Source organism: Shewanella violacea DSS12 (assembly GCF_000091325.1).
GTDB classification, from domain to species: domain Bacteria; phylum Pseudomonadota; class Gammaproteobacteria; order Enterobacterales; family Shewanellaceae; genus Shewanella; species Shewanella violacea.
In genome coordinates this window covers 4,177,509-4,192,963 of record NC_014012.1, presented here as the reverse complement: position 1 = coordinate 4,192,963, position 15,455 = coordinate 4,177,509, and the positions used below count along the sequence as shown (strand labels likewise).

General features: G+C 43.0%; 11 protein-coding genes and 1 tRNA gene. 6 read left to right on the top strand and 6 right to left on the bottom strand.

All coding sequences use genetic code 11. The features are described from left to right. Positions 1-38: 38 nt before the first annotated feature. Positions 39-1,079 carry a porin gene (locus SVI_RS17440; RefSeq protein WP_013052965.1) on the bottom strand — a complete coding sequence of 347 codons (1,041 nt, stop codon included), beginning with the start codon at positions 1,077-1,079 and terminating at the stop codon, positions 39-41. 577 nt (positions 1,080-1,656) lie between these two features. Between SVI_RS17440 and tcdA the strand changes: the two genes are divergently transcribed. Continuing rightward, positions 1,657-2,493 (top strand): tRNA cyclic N6-threonylcarbamoyladenosine(37) synthase TcdA, encoded by an 837-nt coding sequence (gene tcdA / locus SVI_RS17435; protein ID WP_013052964.1) that lies wholly within the window; start codon positions 1,657-1,659, stop codon positions 2,491-2,493. Positions 2,494-2,503: 10 nt separating this feature from the next. Here the strand turns inward: tcdA and SVI_RS17430 are convergent, their stop codons facing one another. After that, the gene (locus SVI_RS17430) at positions 2,504-4,156 is read right to left on the bottom strand and encodes a sensor histidine kinase (RefSeq protein WP_013052963.1); all 1,653 of its coding nucleotides are present in this window, start codon (positions 4,154-4,156) and stop codon (positions 2,504-2,506) included. 236 nt (positions 4,157-4,392) lie between these two features. On the opposite strand from SVI_RS17430, the gene SVI_RS17425 reads away from it, so the two are divergent. Further along, on the top strand, positions 4,393-5,004 hold the full coding sequence (locus SVI_RS17425; RefSeq protein ID WP_013052962.1) for a superinfection exclusion B family protein: 612 nt from the start codon (positions 4,393-4,395) through the stop codon (positions 5,002-5,004). Positions 5,005-5,210: 206 nt separating this feature from the next. Here SVI_RS17425 and SVI_RS20930 read toward each other — a convergent pair whose 3' ends face one another. Further along, positions 5,211-5,339 (bottom strand): DUF3149 domain-containing protein, encoded by a 129-nt coding sequence (locus SVI_RS20930; protein ID WP_013052961.1) that lies wholly within the window; start codon positions 5,337-5,339, stop codon positions 5,211-5,213. A 356-nt stretch (positions 5,340-5,695) separates the two neighbouring features. On the opposite strand from SVI_RS20930, the gene SVI_RS17420 reads away from it, so the two are divergent. Then, positions 5,696-5,780, top strand: a tRNA-Leu gene (locus SVI_RS17420). A 140-nt stretch (positions 5,781-5,920) separates the two neighbouring features. On the opposite strand, the gene SVI_RS17415 is transcribed toward SVI_RS17420, so the two are convergent. The 3 genes from SVI_RS17415 to SVI_RS17405 form a co-directional block, all read right to left on the bottom strand. After that, on the bottom strand, positions 5,921-7,048 hold the full coding sequence (locus SVI_RS17415; protein ID WP_013052960.1) for a site-2 protease family protein: 1,128 nt from the start codon (positions 7,046-7,048) through the stop codon (positions 5,921-5,923). Positions 7,049-7,286: 238 nt separating this feature from the next. After that, positions 7,287-8,957 (bottom strand): DUF342 domain-containing protein, encoded by a 1,671-nt coding sequence (locus tag SVI_RS17410; RefSeq protein ID WP_013052959.1) that lies wholly within the window; start codon positions 8,955-8,957, stop codon positions 7,287-7,289. Between the two features lie 221 nt (positions 8,958-9,178). Continuing rightward, positions 9,179-10,210, bottom strand: a complete 1,032-nt coding sequence (locus SVI_RS17405) for a methyltransferase (protein WP_013052958.1) — start codon at positions 10,208-10,210, stop codon at positions 9,179-9,181. A 431-nt stretch (positions 10,211-10,641) separates the two neighbouring features. Here SVI_RS17405 and SVI_RS17400 point away from each other — a divergent pair, with 431 nt between their 5' ends. The 3 genes from SVI_RS17400 (at position 10,642) to SVI_RS17390 (ending at position 15,451) form a co-directional block, all read left to right on the top strand. Further along, the gene (locus SVI_RS17400) at positions 10,642-11,043 is read left to right on the top strand and encodes a hypothetical protein (RefSeq protein ID WP_231847748.1); all 402 of its coding nucleotides are present in this window, start codon (positions 10,642-10,644) and stop codon (positions 11,041-11,043) included. Further along, entirely contained in the window at positions 11,027-12,196 is a 1,170-nt protein-coding gene (locus SVI_RS17395; protein ID WP_041420064.1) for a hypothetical protein, read from the top strand. Before SVI_RS17400 ends, SVI_RS17395 begins: the two co-directional genes overlap by 17 nt. A gap of 780 nt (positions 12,197-12,976) precedes the next feature. Beyond that, positions 12,977-15,451, top strand: coding sequence for a putative bifunctional diguanylate cyclase/phosphodiesterase (locus SVI_RS17390; RefSeq protein ID WP_013052953.1), 2,475 nt, complete (start codon positions 12,977-12,979; stop codon positions 15,449-15,451). The last annotated feature ends 4 nt before the right edge of the window (positions 15,452-15,455 follow it).

Below are 15,455 nucleotides of genomic sequence, written 5' to 3'. Positions count from 1 at the left end.
GCTAAACTTTAAATCGTTTAGAGCCATGGGCTCAGCGATTAGAAGTTGTAACGTACACCGACTGTGAAGATGTTGTCGTCTTCTAGATCCACTTTTATACCCGCTAACTCATAGTCACCTTGATACATGGCATAATGACCATATATTTGAGTCGATTTAGCTATCTTATAATCGGCACCTATAGTGATCACCTGAACGTTGACGTCGGTAGCTGTGTCGATATCTACTGTGTCCTTAGTGATGTTCTTATAGTACTTACCGAAACCAGCTTCATCTTTACCGTATTGGGCTTTTAGATTAACGCCGTTTAGCTGGTAAGCTAGGTTGACGAAGTAAGAATTACCTTCTTTATTTGGAGTTGTCTGGCTTTCTGTGTTTTGGAACAGACTGCCCAGCTTGAAGTCACCCAATTTCACTTGGCCTACGACACGGTAAGCATCTATGCCACCGATAGTGTTATAGGCTACAGCTGCATAATAGTTTTGTACTCTTAGCTTCTTATCACCAAGAGTCGCACTCAGTGCGTACTGATCTTCATAAGATTCTTTACCTGCGTCATCTGTGTAGTTATCTTCCATCAGATATGTTGCGTTAAGTGTGACTAGACCGGCGATTTTGGGAGAGTAATACCATACACCGTCAGCTTTACGTGATTGACCACCTATCATACGGTTGATATCTGCATTGCGACTACCGAATAGATCGACTCCACCTTCGGCTTTCTTGAATACAGTATCGTTACGACCAACTAGCACAGTACCGCCTTGGGTTTTAAGACCTAAATAAGTGCTACGAGCCTTAAATACGTCTGAATTAGTAGAAGTGTTTTCAACCTGGAACTCCATCTGATAGATGATGTCGAAACCTTCGGAAATAGTCTCGCTACCTTTAACGCCTAAGCGTGAGGAGTTGGTTTCTAGTACTGTGCCACTTTTACCATCTTGAATTGTCGCGCCGGTATCTGAGTGACTGACTGATAGATCCAGACGGCCATAGAAATTAGGTCCATCGGCTAGCGCACCGAATGAAACTAAAGTTAAAACCGATGCAATAGAGGCAGAGATTAGCGTTTTTTTCATGTTTAAGTATTCCCAAGAACCTAAGTTCTTTTTCATTTTATAATAATTATTTATGGTTAATACACTTGGTTGTCGGGACACGCCCTCGCAACAAGTTCGGGGGTTATTTTACAGTCCCGTATCAATATAGTTGTGGGCAAGATCAAGTTTCCACTGTCACAAACCTCGTCTAGATCAAATAGTAACAAGATAAACCCTTTCAATTACAGCCTCTAGTTAATACCTAGTATTTGCAACATACACCAACAGGTACCTGTGCCTAACCAATCTAACTTTACCTGTTGCTTTATAAGGAAAAGCTAAAATTGTAGGGTAATTAATAAGACTTGTCTTTAAAATGTTAAAAAATGAACCTTGGTGATTTTTATGAATTATCTGGATATGGCATTACTTTTTCCGTTAGCTTTAGTCTTTAACTGGGAAATAAGATAAAATCTGCCAACTTTTGTTATGTGAACAAAATCTTTCCTTGTTAGCTATGCTCAGGTAAAGCTAGGTTCGTTTTGCGTTTCTGGCATGCTTGTTTGAGATTAGCGCTGTGAAGGAATGGTATTAAATTTATAGTCTGGAGTTACAGTTGGATAATCGGGTGCTCTCTGAAGCTTATCTTAATCGATTCGCGGGTATTGGCCGTCTCTATGGGCAAAAGGCCCTAGTTCAGTTTTCTCAATCCCATGTTGCCATCGTAGGTATAGGTGGCGTAGGTACTTGGGCTGCCGAGTCTTTGGCTAGGAGTGGTATAGGTGAAATCACTCTCATCGATCTCGATGATATTTGTGTTACCAATACCAACCGTCAAATACATGCCCTGAAACAGACCATAGGCGAATCTAAAGTTGAAGTCATGGCTCAACGTATTTTGCAGATCAATCCTGAGTGCAAGGTTAATCAGGTAGAAGATTTCATCACTACAGATAACCTAGGTGATTATTTCATTGGTAAAAAATATGCCAAGGAAGATCAAACTGATATTTTAGATTATGTTGTCGATTGTATTGATGCAGTGAAACCTAAGGCTGCAATGATAGCTTGGTGTAAGAGGCAGAAATTGCCCTTAGTGACCGTGGGTGGTGCGGGAGGGCAAGTTGACCCGACACAAGTTCAAGTGATTGACCTTGCCAAGACATATCAGGACCCTTTGCTGGCTAAAGTTCGTAACTTATTGCGGCGTGAGTATAATTTTTCTAAAAATTTACAGCGACGTTTCAGTATCGAAGCCGTTTTCTCTACAGAGCAACTCGTCTACCCTCAGGCTGACGGTAGTGTCTGTAATAGCAAGGCGAATGTAGATGGCAGCATGCGTATGGATTGCGCATCAGGTTTCGGTGCCGTGACAGTTGTTACCGGTACCTTTGGCTTTGTGGCGGCGAGTCGGGTTTTGACCAAGTTAGCCAATAAGGCTAACCACTCCTAGGTTTTATGATCTAGACCTGATTCATCAGGCCCGATTGGGAGATGGGATCGCTAAGTTCATCATCTGTTGAATATGGCGTGATCGGGAATGATATCAGGAAACAGGCGCCCCCGAGTTCACACTCAGGCTCGAACCTGATGTTTCCTTTGAGCAAGATAGCAGCATTATAAGCGGCCGAGAGTCCAAGTCCTGTGGCACCTTCGCTACGTGAAGTGGTATAGAAGGGCTCGAAAATATGAGTGGCCGCTTCTGTCGAAATCCCTGGGCCATTATCCTGTATCGAAATACTTAGGTTATTATCGACTAGCTTTGCCCTGATTATGATGATGCTCTTCTCCACTTTCTTAAAGGCGTGAGAATATGAATTGGAGAGAACATTACCTGTGATCTGCTTTAGCAGGCTTTGGTTAGTTTTTATTTCTAGTTCAGGAGCGATATCAAACTGCACTTCTACCTCTTGTTCAGTGAAGAGGATCTTCATAGACTCATGACTATCTATGAGGGCTTGCCTTAGATTGAATGTCTTCAGCTCTTCAGGATTCTGCCGGGCTGCAACGCTTTTAAACTTCTGTATCAGGGTGCTAGCCTTAGTAATATTGTTAACGATTAATGCACAGCTCTCCTGATGCTCTTCTAAGATGTCATTGATTTCCTCTAAGGTAGCGTCTTCACCGTGTATGAGTTGGAGCAGCTCTTTGACATGTATCATTTGGGAGGTTGCAGCCGTCAAACAGATCCCTATTGGGGTATTTATTTCGTGTGCGACTCCCGATACAAGCCCTCCTAATGCTGCCATTTTTTCCTGTTCGACTAACACTTCCTGAGCACGCTTTAATACCAATAAAGACTGTTCTAGTTCCTGAGTTCTCTCCTTTACCTGTCTTGCCAGCTCCTCTTTATAACTGGTTTCTAGGGCTAATAATCTTTCTCTATCGGTTAGTGCATCTTGCAGTTCCTGTTTCGATTTTTTAATGTCAGAAAATGAGGTTCTTAGTTGCTGTTGCATGGTATTGATTGCCGATGAAACTTGATGGAACTCATCTCCCTCCTTATTATTCTGATCAAATTTGAGCGGCTCGAAGGGGCTATCTAGATCTAATCGCTGACAATAGAGACTCAGCATATGCAGATGCCTGGCAACCATGTACCAAACGAGAAATAGGATGAAACCTGCGACGATGAATGTTTTTATCGCATTGAAAAATAATATAATAATGGCTCTTTTTAACAGTTTCTCATAGACGGCTTTAAGATCGGCTTGAACCAGTAGGCTGCCAACCGCAATAGTGTCATTTCCAGAGTCATAGGTGAGCTCGAACGTTTTTTCTATGGTATTTTCAGGCGTTGGGGTACCAGAGGTCCAGACTTGACCACTATCATCGTGGATCGAAATATAGGTGATGTCGGGTAGTTGAATTAAGCCATTGATCTGGGTGTTGATCAGCCTTTCATCGATCACCCAAATACTCGCCGCCAATACATCTAAGTTAACTTTTTCGATACTGGTAAACTGTCGGGTGATACGATCGACATCGCCTTTATAGTCATTTACCAGTTGAAAACCTGTGGTGATCAAGGTGATTAATGAACTAAATAATATGATTGATATTGTTAATTTACGGCCTATTTGGCTCTTGATTAACCTGCTAGTGAAAGTATGCATGGACCCTTTTCTTAAGCATTGGAAGCTAAGTCTGATCTGCTCACTCTCGCCTTCTCATTATGTCAAAGTAAGCATCCCTCCATAAGCATAGTCTGCCGATCACTTATTGAGTTAGTTAGTAGCTTAAAAATTAACAATAAAACTTAAATATCTGAAATTAATATTTTTAGTCTATTTGTGGCATTAATTTTGCTTTTACCTTGTATAAGTACAGTTTTTTGACACTAGGTATCCTTATGCAGAAAATAAACACACAGATATTTAAACCTTCGATGCCTAAGCAGCTGATCTTCAGCTCTATGCTTTGGTTGGCTATCGTGAGTGGGGCCTTACTATTTGCACCTGTAGGTATTTTGACATCAGTTCACTTAGAAGCTGCTGTTAGTGCTAATTCACATTTCATCGGATTGGGTTTCATTATTGGCATCGCTTACTTGATCACTCAAGTGGTGAATTATTTCTTAGATGAGGCTATCAGTGCGTTAAAAATAAAGCGGACTACCGAGATTATCGAAGAGAAAGTGAGGCTATTGGATCCGACTGAGCGCGCTCTTTTGCGTGAATTTTTTCTCCAGGGTGAGACCGTATTGACTCTACCGCAAAATGAACCTGCAGTTAAAAGTCTACTGGCGACTAGCATCATAGAGCTGTTGGGTAATCAAAAGAATTATGCAATACAAGGCTCAACATCGGATTACAAGATCTCCATGCGTGCAAGAATTTATCTAAATCGACAAGTGCTAAGATTGCCGGTAGGGGAGCCTAGCCAGGAAGAGATGAAAAACCTGATTAAAGCCAGACCCACTTTTGCCAATAACGTGACAACCCCGAGAAAGCATGCTGCTTAGGCTGATGCCACTGCTAAGTATTTTACTAAAATCATGCTTAATGAATGATAGTGTCTAAGCAATTATGCTGCTGGAGTTTGAGTGTTTGAAGTCAGCATAGGCGGGAGTCTAGAGCTTGAATTATAAAAAATAGGGGCAAAATAATATGCCCCATTTATATAAGAAGAAACATAAGTTTAAGGTGCAATTTATCGAAATCGGTTTATTTATTCTGGCTTAGATTTCTGAATAAACATCCACATAAGGTATCCCATGATACCTATGGTGCAGAAAATAACGATCATTGACATCAGTCCGATAGCGTTGCCAAACATCAAATCTAACCAAAAAGCCATAGTGAAGTCCTCTTTCAAAAATCAATTTCTAGTGCATACCCCTAAGCTAATCTTGTTTCGATGTTAATTTGCTGATCTCGATCAAGAATTGAATCGAATCGTTAATAGTCTGAGGGTGAAGTGTTAAATTTGTGCGCTGGATCTCATTTGGCTATTTCGACCTCTCAGGATTGGGAGTGATATAAGTTAATCGATGGGGACTCATTATTCCTATGTGAGGTATAAATACTCAGATGAGAGTGAAAATTGTTCGGTCAGTTATTTTCTGCTTTTAAAGACTTGCCATTAGCCGCCTCAAAGGTATAATGCCGACACTTACTAAGGTACTCGCTACTTTAGTAAGTCTATTTGATTAAGCCGGTGTGGTGGAATTGGTAGACACGACGGATTCAAAATCCGTTGCTTTCGAGCGTGACGGTTCAAGTCCGTCCTCCGGTACCAATCGAATAAAGGAACCTGCCATTGTGCAGGTTTTTTTATGCCTGAAATTCAGTGGCATTATTTTTCAGGTACTAAAAAGGGAGGCCAAACCTCCCTATTCAATAGAGTCTTTTACTCTAGATTTTTATAGTAATCAATGTTTAGCTCTGCAATATCTTCAGCGGTAAACCCAAGATGTCGTCTCCCGAGCCTGCCAGATACCAGATGATGCCAATGAGGGCTCCCACGGTGAGAAAATACCATACAGTCGAGAATATCTGTCCATACCTGTCCAGAGGTAACAGATGACTCTGATGGCGTGTCTTCCATTCGAATACTATCTCTAAGCTACCTATAAGAAGCAGAAATCCTAATAATGCCAAGCCTAAGGTGTAGCTTAGATAGACGCCCACAGCAGCCCCGGCGACACAGGCGGCCAGACCTAAGATGCTGTTCATGGAAAAGCTGATGCTCTTTAAGATGTGTCCACCGTCAAGTGGGAGTATAGGTAATAGGTTAAATAGGTTTAACAGGGCGTTAAATGCGGCAAGACCGGCGAAAAACACGTTGCCAGTTAACCAGTAGGCTATCAAAGCCATGATGGACATGAGTAGGCCAAAGGTTGGCCCCATGATAGATATCACTACGTCTTGCCAGCGAGTGTTGATCTTCTCGTCGCTGAGGGCTAGTCCTCCCATAAATGGGATCAGGTAGATGCCCTTGGTTTTCATGCCAAAATGTTTCATGGCTCTGATGTGGCCATATTCGTGAAATACCAAACAGGCGATCAAGGCTAAGGCAAACTGGAAAGAGAATAACCAGGAATAAGCGGCCACACTGGCACCGGCTAAAACAAGCTTAATGACTTTTGCGCTTTTAAGTAGCTTGAATCCCAAGGAAGCCAAGCCGACTAAACTGACTTTGCGTTTCGCTTCGACAGGCTTTACCGGCACTTGTCGTTCGATGTCTTTGCTGTTTCTACTACCTTGATCTACCAAAGAGCCATCTTTCATTAAGCGATAATCTAAGTTAAATGGTTGCCAAATGAGATCGATTTCAAGACTTATCTTTATCCTTTGGCTTGGTATAGCTTGTTCAGGGGCTGTATCGATATTGACAGGATTAACTTGAGTGGAGAGTTCAAAATCATGGCTTTTTAGCCCCTCATTATCTATAGAAGCCTGCTTGACGGAGACTAAGGTATCGCCCCAAAAAAGTTGTTGCCAACCCGCCATAGAGCCTTCTAATCTAAGCTCCTTACCTAAACAATCAATTTTTAATAATTCCACAAATTTTCTCTTAGATTTTTTGTTATTCAATAGGTTTTATGGGGGGATTATGCATGGAAAGTTTGGGGGAAGCGAGAGGGTAAAGTCTAGATTTAACGAGTAAGAGTTAGTTAAAATATAAGCAGAGCAGCTATGACACTTGCAGCCCTGACTTGAATCCTTAGGGATTAAACCAGAGCCACTAAGCCAAGGCCACTAAATTAGAACCTTAGCATGCTGAGTCATTAAGCTTAGGGCACTAACTGCGATTGTTATAATCGAAGGTGATCTCTTGATCTTGATTGAATACCATACAGGTACCGTGTTCTCTCTGAGTTCGGTTAAAGGCTTGGCCTATATGAATCTCGACATTGGCAAAAATGTGTTTATGAGCTTCTATGCGGTTTTCTTGGTAATAACCATCTATTTCCTGCTTGATCAAGGCATATTCGAGCTCTTCCCTTGCGAGTTCATCTAGCATGCGTTGCTTCTCATCCAGCATCATTTTGACTTGTTCTACCATCATGGCATCACCTTGCCATTCACTCTTGGGGGGCAGTTTCTTGAGTCTGGCTTGGATCTCTAACTTAGCCACAAACATAGACTTAATACTTTGATCTAGCTCTTTTAGGTTTTTCTTCAGGTCACTCTGTTTCATGGCACAAAACACTTCCGTTTTAGTGCCTGCGGTTGCACCTATTATCACGGCTTTAAGCCCCTTGTCGGCTTTAACTATGCCGCCAACGAGATCGCCTCTTCGTCCATTTGCATCACTGACTGTGAGCTTCTGTTTGGTCTTGGTGTGACTGTGAAGTAGCTGTTTAGTGACGAGTATCTCCCCCTGAGCATCGAGATCTGAATACTGGATAAATTGAGCGCAAATCTGGCCTTTAGCCTGGATTTTAGTCGATAGTTCATTTTCTTTGAGCTGTCTGCCTATGATCCCTTTACTAACAATCACATCGCCTTCTGCTATTAAGGTCGATGAATCGACAAAGCCCATTACGGTAATGTCCCCGGAGCTTTTTACTACCATGCCTTCGTGTACATCTCCTGTGATCATTACGCTGCCTTTAAAGTCGACGTTGCCATAACCAACATCAACATCCTTGATGTTGAGCACATCATCGACTTTCATGCCTGTCTTAGTCTCGACGGGCTGGCCTGCTACTATCGCGATCAGGTGATTCGAATTGGCTGGATCTAGCCCAGATCCATCGCCTTCTGTGAGCTGGAGATCTTTTCCGGGTACAGGGAATAGCACTTCACCATGTATGTTATAACCTTTACTCCCCAGTGTTGCCGGGTGTTTCACCATCAAGAGATCTTTAGGTTTCACCATGATGACGGAACCTAAATTACGCATATCTACTGTGCCATCTTCCCTCTCTTGGGGTTGCAATAAACGTTCTCTGGCGAGGGGCACTTTGCGTTCAAGCTTGGCGTTGGTGCCATTTACACTGGGTTTTCCTGTTGCTATGACACTACGACAAGTCTCACCAGGCTGAAGTTGAGTTAACTGTTTCAACAGGGTCTGAATCTTAACTTTACTCAGCCCCATGCCTACATTATTGGTTTTGAGTGATTTCAAGATATCTTGGATAGTGACTTCATTCCCCCCCCAAGACGCCGTGAGTTGCATCTGCGCGCTCATCTTATCTTCATTTATCTCTACTTCAATCAGGCCGTCGCGACGCTCGGCTATTTGAAAAAACTGTTCGAATTGACCGTCATCTTGGCCACAGAGTTGATTGACCTGAATGACTGCTTTTTGAATGCTAGGTTCGAGGGGAAAGAGGCAGTCGAAATCAGGGAGTGTCAGAAGAGTAAGGATCGCAGCTTCAGTGAGTGGACCATGTGTGTTAGGTGTCACCTTAAATTCGGCAAAGCTGTTATCGGCACTTAGTTCAATGAGTTCTGGAGATAGCATAGTCAATTCCGATGTAATGATTAATTATTATTTTTATGGGGTTTGTATTGCTTTACTACTGTCCGAGTATAACAGTATAAAGTTTCGGCTAAGAAGCCCTAACTGACTGAAAATTGAATGGAGTCTAAAAGATTGATACTAAATTGATTTTGAGCAACAAAAGGGCCGAAAGTGGATTTATCGGCCCTTTTGTTTAATTTGTCGGAATTACTGAAAGGGAACTACTTATTGAATTTGTTAGAATAAATCTTATATTTGTTGTTTTCGGCGATCACGTTTACCTGACCAAAATTATCTAGAATGATATCGCTATAGGCTAGATGTCGATTGGCTACTATGTGCCACACTCCACCTTTTTTTAGTTTTTTTACACTATCGCTTACAAAGTTTTTCACTATTTCGGTAGTGCCCTTGAGCCCATCGTGGAATGGCGGGTTAGAGATGATGCCATCAAATTTATCTTGAGTTTGGTTTAAGCCATCAGATGGATAGGTTGCGGCAATAAAATTATTGGCTTTTAATGTGAGCTCGCAAGAAGCTAGGGCCATGGCATTGATATCGACACATTCAATTTGTAGTTTTGGCTGTGCCTTGAGCAAGGCGGCTGCAATGACGCCGGCGCCGCAGCCGAAATCTAATACCCTGCCTTTCATCCTTGGCAGATTAGATAGCAATAACTTGGTACCTTCATCTAATCTTTTCTCACTAAATACCCCGACTAAGTTACACACAGTAATTTCGCCTTGGGGAGTATCTAACTGATATTTACTGACCCAATCAGCAAGTTTAATCTTGGGAGCCTGGTCGATAAGCTCACTGATATAAAGTAGACAGTGGCGAGCATTGTCTACTTTAAAAGGCTTATCAAAATAGGCAGGGATCTGTTTGACTATAGAGCGAACGCCGCCTTTATTTTCACCCACTACCACTAGCTGTCCACCAGGCTTCAAGTGCTGGCCGGCTAAGTTTATGAGGTAGGCGGCAAGTGCCTTCGCCTTAGGGTAATAAATGATCGCCGTATCAAACAGTTCGTCATTTGGCAGGCTATGGCCAAAAAATATCGACAGTTCTGAACTGGTTTCAGGCTCCATTTGCAGGTGATGATGGTAGTCCAGAGCCAGTGCGGTGACCTTATTGGCATGCTCTAATAGATGCTTAGGCAGATGATCGTCTTCATAATTGATTACTAATACATTTTGATTATCGAATAAATTACTATTTCTAAGAATGACTTGAGATGGATTAGTTAACACGACGACCACAGTTAGGAAATTTGAGCGCCTATTATATCTTAAAATTAAAGATCTCTATCAGTTTTTAGTCTGATATATACAGATATGGATTAGATTAAGACTTTAGGTAAGTGAATATTTCTAAATTTGCTTATGAGGGTCATGGAGGCTATTTAAAATAAATCACTATTACTAGTAACGACTTGGAGTAAATAGTAAAGGAGTGGATTTTTTTTGAAAACATTTGAACCCAGATATTTCAGTGTAAATTCTCTCCTTTAGGCAATATTTTTTAAGCGGTATAAGCATTCTTTGCCTAAGCTGTAGATACGTGAACTAGGTATGTATCTTCTTGGTTTGCTGGTGCAGTGGCATGGCTTATAAATCGCTTATGTGTGGATAAAGAATAGTAAGGAGACTGGTTAATGCGCCTCTTGGCTACATGGATGTTAATGCTGTATCTTTTTTGTTCTCACTCGAGCGCAGCTCAGGTCATAGTGAATAATTCAGCCATCGATTTTCCCTTACCCGCTCAAGAGTTACGCTTGATTTTTTCGATGCAAAAAATCTATTGGCCCGACGGTCAAAAAATTCAAGTGTTTATTCTTTCTCCCAGCTCAAAACTTCATAAAGAATTCTGTTTTAAACAACTAGATATGATGCCATATATGTTACAGCGAAGGTGGGATCGTTTAGTTTATTCCGGCACCGGAGAGCGGCCTATAATTTTAAACAATGAAGCCGAGATGCAGGCGCAAATTGCAAGCACTCCTGGTGCGATAGGCTATGTCGCAGATCTTAGTATTGGCGGTGTGAATAGACTGACTAGGAGTTTTTATGAAACTAGCCGCTAATTGGTTTATTGGCATATTCTTGATGCATGTTTCATTTTTTTCTTACTCCTCCGAATGGCAACTTAATGGTTTTGTCGGACAGGGATTTATCGCAGCCGATGATACTCAGTTCGTCGTTGGCGAAGATGACACTAGTTTCAATATTACCGAAGCGGCATTTGCTGTGTCATGGAAGCCTATGGAACACATACGTATTGCCAGCGCCCTCAGTTACCGGCAGTGGGGGAGTCTCGCCGAAGGTGGTGCTAATTTTGATTATCTATTTGTCGAATACAGCCATCAGGTGGGTGACGGGATCCTAGGTATTCGTGGCGGGCTATTTAAAAATGAAACTGGTTTCTATTCCAGTACCAGAGACGTTCCCTTTACTCGGCCGAGCATCATGTTGCCTCAATCTATCTATAGTGATTATTTTCGTGATGCGCAATTGCATATAGAGGGAGGAGATCTGTTTGGTATGCATCAGATATGGAACGGAGCCATTGATTGGCATGTGTCTGTTGGCAAGGTTGATGTCACCGAAGATTTAGACCGAAATGTGATGGGCAGCGAGAAGTTAGGTTGCTTCGGTTCTGAGCGCTATTACTCCGGAGATATAGAGTTTCAAAATGACAATCTGAGATTCGGTCTCACTTATTACGACGCAGAAGTCAGTTACCATCCCTATGAAGAGACTTATTACCCTGGTGATATAAGGTTAAAAAATTGGGTGGTCTCGGGACAATTAAGATATTGGATTCTAGAGTTTACAGCCGAATATATGACTGGGGATAGGCTCATCAATGGCCTGGTATTTCCGCCTATGGCCGATGAATTCGTCGACTCGGGTATTGGCTATTATCTCGATTTTAGGGCCTATCTTCCCCATGAAGTCGAACTTTTTGTGAGATTCGATAAACATATAGACGATAAAGATGATGCAGATGGTAAGGAGTTTGAGGCTACAACAGGTCTGCCGGCTTATTTTTCTTACACAGATGACTGGACCTTAGGGGCTCGTTGGTTTTTAAATAGTGATTGGTTGTTGGCCGCAGAATTTCATTGGGTCGAAGGCGCGTCTTGGGTGACCCCCATAGTAGCCCCAGATCCATCCAAGCAGTCGAAGCATTGGTCAATGTTTGCGCTGCAGCTTTCTTATCGATTCCAGTGGTGATGCTATGACTATGGCCTTGATTGAAGCTCGGACAATATTGATCAGTGTTAAGTGGAAGCTGCTGGCTCCAGTGATGATGCTATGACTATGACTATGGCCTTGATTGAAGCTCGGACGATATTGATCAGTGTTAAGCGGAAGCTGCTGGCTCCAGTGGTGATGCTATGACTATGGCCTTGATTGAAGCTCGGACGATATTTATCAGTGTTAAGCTGAAGCTGCTAGCTCCAGTGGTGATGCTATGACTTTGGCCATGCCTGAAGCTCGGACGATATTGATCAGTGTTAAGCGGAAGCTGCTGGCTCCAGTGGTGATGCTATGACTATGGCCTTGATTGAAGCTCGGACGATATTTATCAGTGTTAAGTGGAAGCTGCTAGCTCCAGTGGTGATGCTATGACTATGGCCTTGATTGAATCTCGGACGATATTGATCAGTGTTAAGCGGAAGTTGCTGGCTCCAGTGGTGATGCTATGACTATGGCCTTGATTGAAGCTCGGATGCTATTTATCAATGTTAAGTGGAAGCTACTAGCTCCCGTGGTGATGCTATGACTATGGCCTTGATTGAATCTCGGACAATATTGAACAGTGTTAAGTGGAAGCTGCTAGCTCCAGTGGTGGTGCTATGACTATGGCCTTGATTGAAGCTCGGACGATATTTATCAATGTTAAGTGGAAGCTACTAGCTCCCGTGGTGATGCTATGACTTTGGCCATGCCTGAAGCTCGGACGATATTGATCAGTGTTAAGCGGAAGCTGCTGGCTCCAGTGGTGATGCTATGACTATGCAGCCTGAATCTCGGACAATATTTATCAGCCTTAAGTGGAAACTGTTAGTTGCGGTACTGATCATTCTCACCATCTTAGGTGGCTTCTTAGGTGGCTTCGCATATAGGCAACTCATCAATCAGCAGAATTACTTACTGGAATTTCAGCGGGATAAACTAGCTCAAAACCTCGAGACCTCTATTTCTTTGAGTGTTGAGCACTCACTATCAGCGGCTCAACAAATAGCATTGCTGGTCAATGATGCTCAGCAAAGCCCATCTGGCTACCAAGCCATGTTAGCGCTTCATTGGCCAGATCTACAACTCTACTGGGAGCTTGAACGCTTGAGTCTAATGTCACTATCTGGCCAGGTGCTCGCCCATGCCGGTAGGTCACTGGAAAGCGAAGAGCTAGGCTGGTTTGAGTCGGCAGCGGTTAACTTGGATCCACATTGGCGCATCGTATGCCATCGAGAGTGTGTTATTCAGGTCTTAGTGCCTCACTTGTTGCAGGGCGAACCACACTTTTTATTTATGGAGTCTGGCCTGACGGATATTTTGGCTAGATTTAGGATCAATGAAACATTTGACCTGGCTGTGTTAGCCCCGACGACAGATGCTGATAAGGGGCCAAGCTATTGGGGGAGACAGGTTTATAGCATAAGTAATAAGCACACTAGCTTATTCCAGTTAGAGCTAGCAGCGGCTCAATTTACCTGGGAGCAGATAGAGAGCTGGGGAGGTATTTATAAGGTGGGCGATGAGCTATCTGTCCTGTGGATTTTTCCTTTGGCTAAAGGGGAATCCCCACCGGCTATATTAGTGATCAACAATATCAGTGATTGGCAGTCTCTTCTCAATGAATTTCAGGAGAGTATGTTGGGCACCTTGCTATTCAGCTTAGTCTTATCTGGAATTCTGGTCATCCTAGCTGCCTGGGCTCCTGTGGTTAGTTTGAGTCGTCATGCAACTCTGCTTCCTATGCTTGCAGAACATGATTTTGATACGCTCAAAGCCTTGTCACCTAAAACATCTTCACTCATTGTCGACGAGGTGGACTTGATCAATATTGCGACGCTAAATCTTGCCGAGCGGTTGCAGAATTTGGAGTTGGAAGTTGATGAATATACTTGTGAATTAGAGCGACTCGCCATGTTAGATACCCTGACGGGGTTACCTAATAAGGCCATGCTAAATCATGAGCTAAAGAAGACGATCGCCTGTGTCGGACGTATTCACGATAAGATCGCCTTGATGTTTCTCGATCTTGATGAATTTAAAAGAATTAACGACACATTAGGCCATAGTCAGGGAGACGAGCTATTAAAGATCGTAGCTAAGAGGCTGAATCATAGTGTCCGTGCTATGGATACGGTATTCAGGCAGGGGGGAGATGAGTTTCTTATTTTACTCAGGGGGATCCGCTCTGAAGAAGATGTGCGTAAGGTTATTCATAAGATCTTTGCCTGCCTGCAACAGCCGATAGTGTTAGGGCATCATAAATTGATCGTCACCACCAGTATTGGAGTTGCCTATTGTGAGAGCAATAATGTCAGGGCAGAAGAATTGATCAAATATGCCGATCTGGCTATGTATCAGGCTAAAGATGCTGGGCGTAGCAATTACCGAGTGTTCACCCAAGAGATGCTACAAAGGGCGAATAACAAGTTGATGATAGAGCAAGATATTGGTGCAGCTATCGAAGAGAAGCAACTGTCACTCTCCTTGCAGCCGATAGTGTCACTCCCTGATGGCAAGGTGAAAGGGTTCGAAGCGTTAATCCGCTGGCATCATCCTGAGAGAGGACTGATCATGCCGGGAGATTTTATTCCCGATATTGAAGACAGTGAAGCCATCATACAAGTAGGTAATTACGTGCTCGAAGAGGGAGGGGCTATCTTAGCCCGGCTGATTGAGCAGGGCTGGGAGGATCTCTACCTTGCAGTCAATCTGTCGGCGAAACATTATATGGACCCTGGTCTGATCCCTCTGGTTCAACGCATCTTGTCAAAATACAATATCCCCCCCCAAAGTCTACTGTTAGAGGTCACAGAGGAGAGTGTGATCGAGAATGTGGATCTAGCCTTGTCCTCGATGAGGTCATTGAAGTGTTTGGGGGTTCGAATAGCCATAGATGATTTTGGTACCGGCTACTCCTCCTTGAGTTACCTTAAGCAGCTACCCTTCGATGTACTCAAAATCGATCGTTGCTTTACCTCAGGGGTACTTGAAAATAGTGTAGATACTCATATTGTCACCACAGTCATAGATCTAGCACACAACCTAGGCAGAACTGTGGTTGCCGAGGGCATAGAGACTCAGGAACAATGTGATTTTCTCGCCGCAGCCAGATGTGAATTGGCTCAGGGGTATCTGTTCTCCAAGCCTATAGATGAGAGGAAGGCCTTCAGGATACTCAATGAGATAGAGGGTGATGGGGTGTGGCCAGTAGAGTCATTGCCCCAGCTCGCTAAGCTGGGGAGTTAATGCT